The 13894-nt window shown below is 58.2% G+C and carries 12 protein-coding genes and 4 pseudogenes; 9 read left to right on the forward strand and 7 right to left on the reverse strand.

Features of this window, described 5'->3' with window-relative positions:
- Window positions 1-314: 314 nt before the first annotated feature.
- From K8374_RS24465 to K8374_RS24490, 6 genes are all read left to right on the forward strand, one after another.
- On the forward strand, window positions 315-1343 hold the full coding sequence (locus tag K8374_RS24465; RefSeq protein WP_003283602.1) for an IS30-like element ISPsp7 family transposase: 1029 nt from the start codon (window positions 315-317) through the stop codon (window positions 1341-1343).
- A 226-nt stretch (window positions 1344-1569) separates the two neighbouring features.
- Window positions 1570-2172, forward strand: coding sequence for a sulfite oxidase-like oxidoreductase (locus K8374_RS24470; RefSeq protein WP_003464980.1), 603 nt, complete (start codon window positions 1570-1572; stop codon window positions 2170-2172).
- The gene (locus K8374_RS24475; RefSeq protein WP_002118292.1) at window positions 2165-2911 is read left to right on the forward strand and encodes a ferredoxin reductase; all 747 of its coding nucleotides are present in this window, start codon (window positions 2165-2167) and stop codon (window positions 2909-2911) included. The genes K8374_RS24470 and K8374_RS24475 overlap by 8 nt, the downstream gene beginning before the upstream one ends.
- Window positions 2912-3364: 453 nt before the next feature.
- Window positions 3365-3637 carry a glutaredoxin 3 gene (grxC, locus tag K8374_RS24480; RefSeq protein WP_005005995.1) on the forward strand — a complete coding sequence of 91 codons (273 nt, stop codon included), beginning with the start codon at window positions 3365-3367 and terminating at the stop codon, window positions 3635-3637.
- 67 nt (window positions 3638-3704) lie between these two features.
- The gene (locus K8374_RS24485) at window positions 3705-3986 is read left to right on the forward strand and encodes a DUF427 domain-containing protein (RefSeq protein WP_003464986.1); all 282 of its coding nucleotides are present in this window, start codon (window positions 3705-3707) and stop codon (window positions 3984-3986) included.
- Between the two features lie 169 nt (window positions 3987-4155).
- Window positions 4156-4422, forward strand: a complete 267-nt coding sequence (locus K8374_RS24490) for a hypothetical protein (RefSeq protein WP_003464988.1) — start codon at window positions 4156-4158, stop codon at window positions 4420-4422.
- A gap of 860 nt (window positions 4423-5282) precedes the next feature.
- Here the strand turns inward: K8374_RS24490 and sdhC are convergent.
- The 3 genes and pseudogenes from sdhC to intI1 all read right to left on the reverse strand — a co-directional run bounded on the left by sdhC (window position 5283) and on the right by intI1 (window position 8006).
- Window positions 5283-5657: a succinate dehydrogenase, cytochrome b556 subunit gene (gene sdhC, locus K8374_RS24495; RefSeq protein WP_005005993.1), complete on the reverse strand. Its 375-nt coding sequence runs from the start codon at window positions 5655-5657 to the stop codon at window positions 5283-5285.
- A 110-nt stretch (window positions 5658-5767) separates the two neighbouring features.
- A pseudogene (locus tag K8374_RS26360) lies at window positions 5768-6692 on the reverse strand (recombinase family protein).
- Between the two features lie 300 nt (window positions 6693-6992).
- The gene (intI1, locus tag K8374_RS24505) at window positions 6993-8006 is read right to left on the reverse strand and encodes a class 1 integron integrase IntI1 (RefSeq protein WP_000845048.1); all 1014 of its coding nucleotides are present in this window, start codon (window positions 8004-8006) and stop codon (window positions 6993-6995) included.
- Window positions 8007-8166: 160 nt separating this feature from the next.
- Here intI1 and K8374_RS24510 point away from each other — a divergent pair, with 160 nt between their 5' ends.
- Window positions 8167-8718 (forward strand): chlorite dismutase family protein, encoded by a 552-nt coding sequence (locus tag K8374_RS24510; RefSeq protein WP_082412261.1) that lies wholly within the window; start codon window positions 8167-8169, stop codon window positions 8716-8718.
- A gap of 166 nt (window positions 8719-8884) precedes the next feature.
- On the opposite strand, the gene K8374_RS24515 is transcribed toward K8374_RS24510, so the two are convergent.
- The 4 genes and pseudogenes from K8374_RS24515 to K8374_RS24530 form a co-directional block, all read right to left on the reverse strand.
- Window positions 8885-9508: a recombinase family protein gene (locus K8374_RS24515; protein ID WP_003155741.1), complete on the reverse strand. Its 624-nt coding sequence runs from the start codon at window positions 9506-9508 to the stop codon at window positions 8885-8887.
- Window positions 9509-9569: 61 nt separating this feature from the next.
- Window positions 9570-9878 (reverse strand): annotated as a pseudogene (locus K8374_RS24520) (TniQ family protein); the annotation flags it as partial.
- Window positions 9829-10278: pseudogene (locus K8374_RS24525) on the reverse strand (alpha/beta fold hydrolase); the annotation flags it as partial. The pseudogenes K8374_RS24520 and K8374_RS24525, both read right to left, overlap by 50 nt.
- A 79-nt stretch (window positions 10279-10357) precedes the next feature.
- Window positions 10358-11149: a cysteine hydrolase gene (locus K8374_RS24530; RefSeq protein ID WP_082412262.1), complete on the reverse strand. Its 792-nt coding sequence runs from the start codon at window positions 11147-11149 to the stop codon at window positions 10358-10360.
- Window positions 11150-11402: 253 nt separating this feature from the next.
- Here K8374_RS24530 and K8374_RS24535 point away from each other — a divergent pair, with 253 nt between their 5' ends.
- A complete protein-coding gene (locus tag K8374_RS24535; protein ID WP_054895170.1) occupies window positions 11403-12386 on the forward strand; it encodes a GlxA family transcriptional regulator in 984 nt (327 codons plus the stop codon).
- 817 nt (window positions 12387-13203) lie between these two features.
- Window positions 13204-13740: pseudogene (locus K8374_RS24540) on the forward strand (DMT family transporter); the annotation flags it as partial.
- Window positions 13741-13894: the final 154 nt, after the last annotated feature.

Here is a 13894-nt window from a genome sequence, read left to right on the forward strand (position 1 = left end):
CCGATACAGAAGCTTAGTGGATGATCGCGCGTCGCGACGGTGCGCGAACGTCCGACCTTATTTTCCCTATTTCCTGAAGCCAGAATAGATCAGATCGACATTTCGTCCTTAATATACTCAAGCTGCCGGCGAGCGCGAACTGGGCAACCATGCGCTGGTGAGCCTTGAGCTTTGCACGCTGCCCATCCGTTTGAGAGCGAACCTGCAACTTCCGCTCCGCATACCGCAGATCAGCGTACGCAGCCTTGGGGTTATCTACGGCGGCGGCAAAAACTGAGTGCAACACCTGACCTTTCCGGTACGGTGCTGCCCCTATGTCTTATACCGAACTCAGCGTTGAAGAGCGCGCCACCATTCAAATCGGTCGTACCCAAGGCTTCAGCCTGCGCAGGATTGCCTGCTTGATCAACCGATCCCCTTCGACCATCAGCCGTGAGCTGCGCCGTAACCGAGGTGCTTGCGGTGGCTACTCGGCCCGCCTGGCCCAGCAGCAAATGCAGGCCCGCCGCCAGGTTTGTCGACCGATGCGAAAACTGTTGCCGGGTAGCGAGCGCTTCGAACTGGTGACCCATATGCTGCGTGAGCGTTTGTCTCCCGAGCAGATTGCCGGCAAGCTGCGCAGCATGAACATACCCAACCTGCGAGATGCCTACGTCTGTCGCGAGACGATCTACAACGCGATCTATGCCCTGCCAGTGGGTGAGCTGCGTAAGGAGCTGATCATCTGTCTGCGCCAAGGCAAGACGACGCGCCGGCCGCGCTCTGGTGGCGTGGATCGGCGCGGCCAGATCCCCGAGATGGTCAGTATTCATGTGCGCCCGCCGGAGATTGAAGACAGGCTGATGCCGGGGCATTGGGAAGGCGACCTGATCAAGGGCAAGGCCAACGCCTCGTCTGTAGGTACGCTGGTGGAACGCACCAGTGGCTACCTGATGTTGGTGAAGATGAACGACGCGACGGCGACTTCGGCACTGGAAGGCTTCAGCGCCGCGCTCAATAGCATGCCGCTGGAGATGCGCAAGAGCATGACTTACGACCAGGGCCGGGAGATGGCGCGACACGCCGAGATCACCCAAAGAACCGGCGTGGCGATCTACTTCTGCGACCCGCACAGCCCCTGGCAGCGCGGCAGCAACGAAAACATCAACGGCCTGATTCGCCAGTACTTGCCCAAGGGCACAGACCTGTCGGTACATAGCCAGGAGAAGCTGGACGCCATTGCGCTGCAACTGAACATGCGACCGCGCAAGCGCTTCGACTTCAAATGCCCCATCGAGGTGATGGGAGAGGTCATGCAAAATTCCATGGCAATGCGGCATGATGCTCCGGCTTCAATTCAATAACCGTGTTGCACTCAGCTCCTGCAACCGCCTACCCTATAGCCATTGGGTATTGGGAATCATGCTGGCCTGACGCTATGTTCGATACGCGATTTTTTACGATGATAGAGCATCTGTATCTGATTTTTAGTCGATTGGCTTATTCGGCGGATGTGCGGGCAAATGCTTTACGCAGAGTACTGAAATGAAGGCCGGCTTCGGTCTGCCGTATCGAGCAAGAGGGGTCACTATGGTCACCAGAGGTTTCACCGGTCGCGGTTCAGGCGACCAGTCCGATCGGATTCCGCCAGGTCAGCATCTGGTGGAGGATTTCCCTGTTCTGTCGGCCGGCCCTACGCCGAGGGTAGAGCCCTCCGACTGGAAATTCACAGTCAAAATTGGTCCGAAGCCCGTCAAAACGTGGAATTGGGGCGAATTCAACACTCTACCAAAGACCCAGGTGACAAAGGATATTCACTGCGTCACCTCTTGGTCCAAACTGGATACCGTTTGGGAGGGTGTACTCATTGAAGACATCCTTGCAGATGCAGAGCTTGATCGGCCTACCGATTTCGTCTTGGCGCACTGCTACGATAATTATTCGACAAACGTCCCTCTGACGGATCTGCTTTCCGGGAAAGCGATGGTCGCCCTCAGTTATGCGGGCAAGCCACTTTCCCGCGATCATGGGGGGCCGGCGCGTCTTCTAGTGCCGCACCTTTACTTCTGGAAATCCGCCAAATGGGTGAATGCGCTGCAATTCACGACGCGTGACGAGGCCGGCTTTTGGGAGCTGCACGGCTATCACATCTACGGCGATCCGTGGCGCGAACAACGATACACCCATGACTGAAAACGAAGCGCAAGTCCGTTCGTGGCAATCATGCGTGATCGACGACATCATCCAGCAAACACCGAGTATCAAGAGCTTCTTCCTTCGGTTGAGCAAGCCGTTCGCGCACACCGCAGGTCAGCACGTCGATATCCGGCTGACCGCGCCCGACGGCTACAGTGCAATGCGCAGCTACTCGATCGCGTCATCGGCAGTTTCGACCCCGATCGTCGAGATAGCTATCGAGCGCATGCCGGATGCCGAAGTTTCGCCGTTTTTTCACGACATCGCGGCGATTGGTGACGAAATCGAAGTTCGCGGTCCGCTCGGTGGCCATTTCCTTTGGCCTGAGCCTGCCATAGATCCGGTTCTGTTGATCGGGGGAGGCTCCGGCCTCGTGCCGTTGATGGCAATGATCCGGCAGCGCCGCGCATTGGCCCAAGCCGTTCCGACAGCGTTGCTCCTGTCCGCACGAACCGCCGAGGACGTTCTCTTCTCAGAAGAACTTCATTGCATCGAAATCAGCGATCCGGCGTTCGTCCTGGCGCTCGCGATTACGCGCGAGAAACCGGTTCGCGCATCGGACTTTGCGCGACGGATCGACGGCATGATGGTCCAAGAAATTCTAACCAGGCTTCAGGGAAAGCCGACGCAAGTGTTCGTCTGCGGGTCTAACGGATTCGTCAACATCGCAACCGATAGCGCGCTGCTGGCGGGCTTGGACGCCTCCATCATCAAGACGGAGCGCTACGGGGGCTAGCGGCGCGAGCTATCTCACGTCGCGCCGATCGTAGACGTGCGCCCTGGGAAGCTTTGGCGATCAACGTGAACCGTTTTGCCGAACACAGTCTTCGTACCCCCCGGCCTCTAGAACGCCTTCGCTCGCGATACCTGGCTCGACATCAAGCTCAATTTGAAAGTTCCTGCACTATCCGTCGTCCTGATATGCTCGACCAGCATGATGGGCGATTCGAGCGGGACCGCTTCCGTCCCAATCGAGGCTCGGTTACCTTAGAGCATCGGCTCGGCGCTACAGGAGGCGCGTGCGGCCTCTGCCTGGCGGTGAAAGCACTTTGGGCCATGTCGCCTGGATAGCGGCCAATCGTCAGCATCTGCTCCGATGTCGGCCAAGGTGCAGTCGCCATCTTTGAACGCCGCGAATTGGAGATCAACGCCATGACAGCGATCCGCGTGCAACTGCCGGAGATGCAATATGACAACTGATGTATTGCTGTACACCACGAATTGGTGCCCGTTCTGCCGCCGAGCGAAGGCGCTCCTCAAGGAAAAGGGCGTGCGATGGAAGGAGCTCGATATTGAGGCGGATCCGGCTCACCGGCAGGCCATGGCGGAAGCGTCGGGGCGAAGCTCCGTGCCGCAGATCTTCATCAATGGCACCCTTATCGGTGGCTCCGATGAGCTATTCGCGCTCGATGTCAGAGGCGAGCTCGACAAACTTCTCGGGCGCAACCCGCCTGCCACCTGAGGAGGTGCGGCTTGGGGCAGCCAGCCCGCGAGCCTTCGCCGGTTGATGAATACAAAAGGAGAGTCCGTTGGTCTCAGCCATCTGGAAAGACACTACTATCGCCACAAGCGACGAAACAGTCATCGTCGAGGGAAATCACTACTTCCCACCGTCAGGAGTCGACCTGAGCCTGCTTGAGATGAGCCCGCACACATCTGTCTGTCCGATCAAAGGCGCCGCGCGCTTCTTTCATGTTCGCGCGGGTGACGCGCTCAACGTGAACGCCGCTTGGACCTATCCCGCCCCCACTCCGGATGCCGAGGGTATCCGGGATTACATCGCTTTCTGGAAAGGCGTGGACGTTGCCTAGCAGACTGGACGGACGACTTCGCTGATAGCCATGCGGGCGCCGACATCTCAATTATCCTGCCCACCCCGGGCCTCGTCGGCTGCAGGAATCTGCCCGGCACCTTAGCGCGACCCGGCACTGGCGGTCTCGCACCCGCCGCGCCTCTGTTCTATCAATAAGGATGGATGACATGGAGCATTCCGAGTTCGATGCCGCTTTCGCGAAGCTTGCGGAGGGATACAGAGAAGGGACTTATGAAGGCCGGCGTTTCAGCTTGATCGTCCGGCGATCTGGGGACGGACGTCGCAACAGTCTGTTCGCCAGGGAGTTGGACGGGACTGACATTGTCAGCTTCAACCTCTTCCGCGTTACATCAGATAGGACATTGTTGAAGCCGTGCGAAATGTCCGCCGAAAAGGTCGTAGCGTTCGTGCTGGAGTTCCGACCGGACACCTGACGGGCAGAAGAAGATCCCGGCCAACCGGCGCGCCTGCGACGGCCGGCTATCTAAGGCTGCGCAAGCCTATAGCCGCAGCTCATTGCACTTCGTCTGGCGAGGAATTCAACATCGATACGTCGCCATCCGCGGGGATATCGGTACAGGCGCCCGTGTAAGCCAGATTGAGAAATCCTAAGCGATGACTAACACCAATGACGCCACCCTTCCGACACATTCTATTCTTGAGGAATGCACAGCGATGGCTGTCGTCAACGCTCTGAAGATTATTCTGAAGAACAGCTACGCGATCTACCTTAAGACAAAAAATGCCACTCGGGCGCATCCCGCCCCTACTTCAGGGACTTTCACTTGCTTCTCGCTCTGTCACTCACAGCATCGGCACGCCCATGACGCATGGTATCCAGGCCTCATAATTTTCCCATATAACCTTCTTGTCTTTTGCGCACCCAGAAAGACTCGAGGCTTTAACTGGACAGATGAGCCCTCGAGGGTAGTGTTCACCTGATTGGCTTTCTCATATCTGATGTTGATTCGCACAGTGTGCCAACCAGGTGATAGTTTCAAAAAACCTGCGCTTCAGAGCGAATTAGACGATCTTCGATAAGAGCGATCCGCCTCAAAATCCAAAACATCTAACATTGTCCTAGAGCCATATTTGTACCTAGTACTATGGCGCTCCCATTAACACATTTGATGATGCACAGAAAACTTAGCTCATGATAGCTTTCAGCTAACAGCTATTCGGAAGCCCGAAAGGATTCAACCGTTTAAGCGTGAACCGTCGATTATAAATACTTTCGTAAGTTAGCTTTAAAGGACGCTTTTAGTCCTTGTAAATACGCATTACGACTCCACAGCTACCAAATCCATACGGCGCCAGCAACCATTAAAACACCCGACACTACTAAAACAATAGTAGAGGCGCGATTGCTGCCTTTCAAAGTATGACCAACACCCACATCCATAACTAGGTGTCGAATTCCGGCTACGAGATGATAAATAAATGAAGAGTATACCAACCAGAAACTAACTTTGCCGAAAGGTGAAGAAAAAATCTCCTTGACTTCATTAAAACCCTTTTCTGACTCCAACGATTTGCTCAGCATATACAGTATCAGTCCCAGAAAAATAAAGAGCATAATTCCTGAAATCCGGTGCAGAATCGATGTAAGCGCCGTGAGAGGAAGCTGAATGGTTCGAATATCAAGATTAACCGGCCGCTTTTTATTCATTTTGACTCCAGTCAACAATTCTAGTGGGGGATTTCAGTTTTCGATCTCATTCATCATAGCAGCTGTAACTGGGGTTTGGGGAGCAATGGAACAGAAAGTGCACTTAAGCCCTACCAGCGCCGTTCAGAGCCTTCTTCCCAGGCATCGGCTTCGATAAAGCAGTTGCGCATGTCGGCTTCCTGGCTGATCTCGGTCAGCAAGTCATGCACGGTCTTGTCCAGCTCATCGTCGCTCCGATACGGAATGGCCAGTTCGTAGTTGCCCGACTCCAGCCGTTTCATACTGTAGGGCTCCAAGCAGTAGCGCTCGATATTTTCCTTGGCCCGTTTCCGGCCGCGAACGAACTTGCTGTTGTTCACCACCGCCAGGCGCAGCGTGACGGTGGCCACCTGCTCGGCGGCGGGCTCTGCCGGCGACGCGACATTGCGTTGCTGACCTCGCGGCTGGGCGCTCTTCTGGTGTGCGCCGATCTCAACACCACGATGGCGCAGGTAGCTGTACAGCGTGCTCTTGGAGATGTGTAACTTCTCGCCGATGGCGCTGACGCTCAGGCGGCCCTCGCGGTACAGCGTCTCGGCCGCCATGGAGGTGGCCTCGGCCTTGGCTGGGAGGCCCTTGGGACGGCCACCGATCCGGCCCCGCGCCCGCGCGGCCGACAAACCCGCCTGAGTCCGCTCGCGGATCAGCTCGCGCTCGAACTCGGCCAGCGAGGCAAACAGGTTGAACACCAAGCGACCTTGGGCGTGGGTGGTGTCGATTGGGTCATTCAGGCTCTGCAAGCCGACCTTGCGCTCTGCCAGCTCGCCGACCAGCTCGACCAGTGTTTGAGGAGCGCCCGAGGCGATCCAGCTTCCAGATCACCACGGTGTCGCCCGCTCGAACATGGGCTAGCAACTTGTCCAACTCCGGCCGGGCGCTTTTCGCGCCGCTGGCGATGTCTTGATAGATGCGTTCGCACCCGGCCTGTTTCAGGGCATCGACCTGGAGGTCGGCGTTCTGATCCCGAGTGCTCACCCGCGCATAACCGATCTTCATCAAAAGTACCGTTTACTCGACTACGTTAGTAATAGTTGAACTTTGATTAAGCGTACCAGTTATTTGAACCGTAGCGCAGGTAGGTTAACCAGCCGATTTGTCGTTTTCAGAAGACGGCTGCACTGAACGTCAGAAGCCGACTGCACTATAGCAGCGGAGGGGTTGGATCCATCAGGCAACGACGGGCTGCTGCCGGCCATCAGCGGACGCAGGGAGGACTTTCCGCAACCGGCCGTTCGATGCGGCACCGATGGCCTTCGCGCAGGGGTAGTGAATCCGCCAGGATTGACTTGCGCTGCCCTACCTCTCACTAGTGAGGGGCGGCAGCGCATCAAGCGGTGAGCGCACTCCGGCACCGCCAACTTTCAGCACATGCGTGTAAATCATCGTCGTAGAGACGTCGGAATGGCCGAGCAGATCCTGCACGGTTCGAATGTCGTAACCGCTGCGGAGCAAGGCCGTCGCGAACGAGTGGCGGAGGGTGTGCGGTGTGGCGGGCTTCGTGATGCCTGCTTGTTCTACGGCACGTTTGAAGGCGCGCTGAAAGGTCTGGTCATACATGTGATGGCGACGCACGACACCGCTCCGTGGATCGGTCGAATGCGTGTGCTGCGCAAAAACCCAGAACCACGGCCAGGAATGCCCGGCGCGCGGATACTTCCGCTCAAGGGCGTCGGGAAGCGCAACGCCGCTGCGGCCCTCGGCCTGGTCCTTCAGCCACCATGCCCGTGCACGCGACAGCTGCTCGCGCAGGCTGGGTGCCAAGCTCTCGGGTAACATCAAGGCCCGATCCTTGGAGCCCTTGCCCTCCCGCACGATGATCGTGCCGTGATCGAAATCCAGATCCTTGACCCGCAGTTGCAAACCCTCACTGATCCGCATGCCCGTTCCATACAGAAGCTGGGCGAACAAACGATGCTCGCCTTCCAGAAAACCGAGGATGCGAACCACTTCATCCGGGGTCAGCACCACCGGCAAGCGCCGCGACGGCCGAGGTCTTCCGATCTCCTGAAGCCAGGGCAGATCCGTGCACAGCACCTTGCCGTAGAAGAACAGCAAGGCCGCCAATGCCTGACGATGCGTGGAGACCGAAACCTTGCGCTCGTTCGCCAGCCAGGACAGAAATGCCTCGACTTCGCTGCTGCCCAAGGTTGCCGGGTGACGCACACCGTGGAAACGGATGAAGGCACGAACCCAGTGGACATAAGCCTGTTCGGTTCGTAAGCTATAATGCAAGTAGCGTATGCGCTCACGCAACTGGTCCAGAACCTTGACCGAACGCAGCGGTGGTAACGGCGCAGTGGCGGTTTTCATGGCTTGTTATGACTGTTTTTTTGTACAGTCTATGCCTCGGGCATCCAAGCAGCAAGCGCGTTACGCCGTGGGTCGATGTTTGATGTTATGGAGCAGCAACGATGTTACGCAGCAGGGCAGTCGCCCTAAAACAAAGTTAGACATTTAGGGCACCCATCACATGAACAATCATTATTCATTCATTGGCGGTTCCGAAGGTTCATGGCGAGTCACAAGCTGTGAAACCGTCATTGGCATGCCTCTTGAAATGGTGCAAAGGGTCAATGTCGTTAATATGCCCTCAATCAATTTGGTCGAACGTGGCACCTGGACACTTCAAGGCTTTACAAGCAATGTACGGTACGCTGAACGGCAGGAGATCAATCAACTTCGTGCAAAGCAGGAAGACTTAAATCGTCCTACGTCATCATGTGCAGCGCTCATTCCAATAAAGAAAAGTCCAGAGTGGTGGGCCATGTCGCAAGAGGAACGGCGCAATATTTTTGAAGCACAGTCACACCACACAGAGATTGGGCTGGCTTATCTTCCAGAAATCGCAAGACAACTGCATCATTCTCGTGATCTCGGTGAACCGTTCGATTTCTTAACTTGGTTCGAGTTCGCCCCGGAGCATACTGCCTTATTTAACAAACTATTGGCACAGTTACGTTCATCAAAGGAGTGGGAGTACGTCGAACGCGAAATAGATATCCGACTTGTGAAAAATTTCTAACAATTGGTTCAAATCGCTCGCTGTGCTCGCCGGGACGGGCTAAAGCCCGCCCCTTAACCAAACGTTGAACGACAGCTTTCCCAAAAGCTCTACGGCTGCTCTGGGTCGACACCGGTAATCGGATCGTTGCCGCACTGAACAGCGCCCCGTTCCAGGTCGCCTCCATTTATGCGGCTGAACCGAGGGAGAGCAGCTTTACGCCGTCTGGCCGCAGTTCGCCCTTGGGCGACACGTGCCGGTAGAGCGTCTGCCGGGTAATCCCGAGTTCTTCGCAGAGATCGCCCACCTTGGTTTCCGGTTGCCCCATGCTGGCCATCGCCAGGCGTAGCTTGGCGGCGGTCATCTTGAAGGGGCGCCCCCCTTTCCTGCCGCGAGCGCGCGCCGAGATAAGTCCAGCGACTGTTCGCTCGGAAATCAACTCACGCTCGAACTCGGCCAGCGCGGCAAAAATACCGAACACAAGCTTGCCGGCGGCAGTCGTCGTGTCGACCGCCGCACCGTGACCGGTCAGGACCTTCAGGCCCACGCTACGCGCAGTTAGGTCGTGCACGGTGTTGATCAGGTGGCGCAGATCACGGCCAAGCCGATCGAGCTTCCACACGATCAGCGTGTCCCCTTCACGAAGCGCCTTCAGGCAAGCAGCCAACCCTGGGCGATCATCGCGCCTGCCCGAGGCCAGATCCTCGTAAAGGTGCGCAAGGCTCACACCAGCGGCGATGAGCGCATCGCGTTGCAAATTGGTGGACTGGGATCCGTCCGCCTTCGATACCCGCATGTAGCCGATCAGCACCTTTTCACCCGTCACGTATACGTTCGATTATGTGACAGTGTGAGCCAGAAAGTTCTCGCCGTCAAAAACTGTCACTTAACCCGTCATTTAGTCTAAGACCTGCAAACGGCCATTCAGGCTCGTAATGTGACAAAAACTCCGGCGGGATGCCCTCCTTGGTGAACGTGGCGCGCAAACGTTCCAGGGATTCGGGGTCGCGTCGCCCGTAGGACGCCAGTGTGAACAGCAAGCGGGCCGTCTCCGGGTTGTGTCGCGCTTCAATGATGGCCTCATCGATGGCCTGGGCTGCTCGTTGCCAGTGGTTGATGGGTTCCGGCTTCGGCACCTTCGCCGGCAGGCCGTTGGTGAAACCAGTGTGCGGCTCCGTCCAACGCCGCGACGTCCGCAGCGTAGTGGTCCATGTCGTGGCCGTCGCTCACCTGAGCGGACCGGCCGTGGCCGCGCCGATCGTGCGCGATGACGCGATAGCCCAGGCCAACGAAGAACAGGGCCTGGCTATCCCAATCGTCACCGCTGAGCGGCCAGCCATGGTGGAACACGATTGGCTGGGCGTCCTTCGGGCCCCAGTCCTTGTAGAAGATCTCAACGCCATCTTGGGTAGTCACTGTGCTCATGGTCATGATTCCGCGGTTGATGGAAGGAGAGTGGACGGACGAGAGTGCAGCGAAGGACGCCGGGGAAACGGCAGCCAGGGCCGCGGCACTCAAGCCTAGCACCAGAAAATCTCGCCGGTCCGGGCTGGCAGGCCCGAAGGTTTTGGTATTGCTCATGGGTGACTCCTTGTCAGTTGGCTAGCACGGGAGCAACAAGGGCTCCCGTGCCTGGTTGGGAAATTGGTTCTACCCGCGGTCAGCGTCCTTCCAGCTTTTTCACTACCTCGTCGGTCGTCAGCAGACCGTTGGCAATGTAGCGGAAGTCGACCAGTGCACTACCGTAGCCGTCGCCGTCAGGAAGCTTCGGTCCGGCGATGGCGTCACGTACGACGACCACCTCGAAACCGCGCTCCAGAAACTCGCGAAGATGCGATTCGACGCACAGGTTGGAGGCCATACCGGCAAGGATGATCTTGTCAACCCGCTGCTTATGCAGCTGCAGCATCAGGTCGTTGCTTTGGGGGCCATACAACTTGTGCGGTGATGCGACGATGGTCTTGCCGTCTTCAATGAAGGGCTTGAACTCCTGCATGAAGTCGGCACCCGAGTTACGGAATCCATCCAGCGTCAAGGCGCCCTTGCGATCGAAGAGGCCAAGCTTGTGCTGAACGGTCTCCGTCGGCGCCTCGTACTCCCATTTATGATCGTGGGGATAGTAGTAGTGCGGCGAGATGGCGACGGTCGTTCCAGCCTTCTTGGACGCCGCGAAGAGCCGGCGCAGATTCGGGACCAGGTTTTGCTCGGTAACGCTCGCACCGAACACCGGCCAGCCTGCACCCTCCGGGCTCATGAAGTCGATCTGCGGGTCGATCACGACCAGAGCGGTTCGACTTAGATCCCATTCAAAAGTGGAGGCCGGGAGCGCGGGCTTGACCGGGTCGGCATAGGAGTTCTCGGCGGCGAAGCTGATGCCAGGCGCCATCAGGATGGCCCCCAACACGGCGGCGTAGGAGAGCATTGTCTTGGGGTGAGTCTTGTTGAAGGTCATTTGCATGTCCTCGAAGTGGGGTGGTGCGAGTACGGTACGGCGAGAGGCTGGTACGAATAGGACATTTGTCCCTGGATTTCGGCCGACAAGCGCAGCCACCTCGAGTGAGGCGGGTGCACTTGGATGGCCAGACGAGCGCTTCCAGGCGAATGGCCGGATCTGGCAACGGCCGAGCCCCGTTGTTGCACCCGTTGACCTGCCAAACAGGAGGCGCGTCTAATGACTCTTCTGCCGGGCTATTGGCGTTCAGGTCATGCCACGTCACGTTTGTTTCTTGGTTTATTCGGGCTTCGTATTGCTGGATTTGAGTGGCCCGCTCGAAGCCTTCTCCAACGCCAATAGCGCGCGCCCTTCGGGCTATCGATTCACGGTCGCTTCGCTTGAGGGCGGGTTGATCCGCGCCTCGAGCGGACTGCAGGTCGCGACCGAAGCATTGGAAGTCGTCGACCGCCTCGACACGCTCATCATCGTCGGCGCACCGGCCGCTCCGATCGGTGACTGGACGATGTCGATGGCGACCGCGATCCGGCACATGTCCCTGCGCTCTCGCCGCACGGCCAGCGTCTGTACTGGCGCCTTCGTGCTGGCCGAGAGCGGCCTGCTCGACGGTCGTGTCGCTACCACGCATTGGAACTATGCTCCGCAACTGCAGGCTCGCTATCCGTCGCTGCGCGTGGACGGAGATCGAATCTGGACCGAAGACGGGAATGTCTGGACGTCCGCAGGCATGTCGGCTGGCATCGACATGGCCTTGGCCATGATCGAGCAGGACCTGGGCAAAGAGGTGGCGCGCTCCGTCGCACGCATGCTGGTTGTCTACTATCGACGGCCAGGTGGTCAGTACCAGTTCTCTTCGCTGCTGGATTTCGACCCTGGCTCAGATCGCATCCGCACGGTGCTGAGCTATGCGCGCGATCATCTGCGTGATGATCTGTCAGTCGAGCGCTTGGCTGACGTCGCGCATATGAGCGTGCGTCAGTTTGGCCGTGTATTCGCGGCATCCATCGGGGTGACGCCGGCCAAAGCGATCGAGCGCCTTCGCATCGAGGCGGCAAGGCCGCTGGTTGAGGGCGGGCATCAGACTTTCGAGGAGATCGCCAGGAGCGCCGGATTCGGCGATGCCGATCACATGCTGCGCTGCTTCGTGCGAGTCATTGGGCGGACGCCACAAGAACTGCGCCGGAGCGTTCGTCAGGCCAACGGAGATGGCGGATCCGGGAGCAAGGCAGACCAATAGTCCGCGCTTGCGAAGGTTCGAGGGCCTGATGATGCGGCTATACGCACGCCGTGGTCGATCCCGGGAACCTCACTGACTAAAGGCCCCATCACAATGCGCGCGTTTGGCTTGCATGCATGTGGGGTGAAATTAGAGAAGCTAAAATTAATCTGTCCCCTTTACCATTGCCAGGCTGCGTGAAGGCGCGGATCAACCTTCTGCAGAATCACCGTTGAAGCCTGGCTTCGCGATTGACCCTTCCGCGAAAGGAGGCTTGCCGGAAGATGTCCGCTCGATGGAAGGGGTGGGCGTCTCCACGCAGATGCCTCTTGTCCTCAGCTCCAGGTGCTTGAGGGAACTTCGATCCAAACAGCCCGGGCCAAGGCAACGAGGCGGTCGTTCGGTGCGTAGATGGCCGTACCAGCTAGACGCTTGCGGCCCTCCACCCCCAAAGGCCAGCCGAGGACAATACAACGATCCCCAGGCTTGACGACGCCCAAGATGGAGGCGGCCAGTTCGCCGAGAACAATCGCGACGCCATCGGGTAGCGGGAAAGAAGTGAAAGCTCCCGTGCAGTCGAGCGCCGCCCACAAGAATTCTGGCCGCAGGTTTCCCGATTTGTCGGCGAGCGACGCGTCGGGCGTCCACGGCGCAGCAATCGTGGAGGTGTTGTTCAGCGGGCCAGGAAAGATACATAGGCCGTCGTTTTGCGTGCGCTCTGGCCCGCACACAAAGCAACCAGGAAACCTATGGCTTTTGAACCCAATGAACGACTGTGCTGCTTCCTCTGCTTCCTCGTACGAGGGCCCGGGGGTGCCTGAATGCTTAGTTGAGAACGCTTGGCTTCGCGTTGCCGCTGTTCCTCTGGTTGCTGTGGCTGAGCCGCGGGGCGGGGGAAGGGCGGCTCTCGCTGGCGGATGGGGCGCGCATCCTGCTGCTGGGGATGTTCGGCTATTACCTGTCCAGCCTCTTCGATTTCTACGGGCTGGAATACATCAGCGCCGGACTGGAGCGCCTGATCCTGTTCACCTATCCGACGCTGATCCTGCTCTTCCAGGTCGTGATTTTTCGCGAGCGGCCGAGCCGACGCACGCTGCTGGCCATGGGCGTCTGCTACATGGGGCTTGGGGTGGCGCTCCTGCACGACATCAGCACCGCGGGCATGGGTGGGCAGGTCATCCTGGGGGCGGCCTGGGTCTTCGCGAGTGCCGTTACCTATGCGCTGTACTATCTGGGCACCGGCGTCATGCTGAAGCGCCTCGGTTCGATGCGGCTGGCCGGTCTGGCGGGCAGTGCGTCGGCGCTGATGGTGCTGGTTCACTACGGCGCCTCGACCGACATGGCCCAGCTGCTGGTGGTGCCGCGGCCGGTATGGTGTTGGCGCTGATGGAAAATTGACCCACCCTGCCGATTGAAATTTGACCCAGGGCGGATTGCTGATTTTGTTACCAGCAACTGTGGATAAGTCTACCAGCGCAGCTGCTGTTGCCCCCACTCCTTCGTTAGCCCAGTTCAGTTGTTTAAGACCT

This window comes from Pseudomonas sp. p1(2021b) (assembly GCF_020151015.1).
GTDB classification, from domain to species: Bacteria; Pseudomonadota; Gammaproteobacteria; order Pseudomonadales; family Pseudomonadaceae; genus Aquipseudomonas; species Aquipseudomonas putida_K.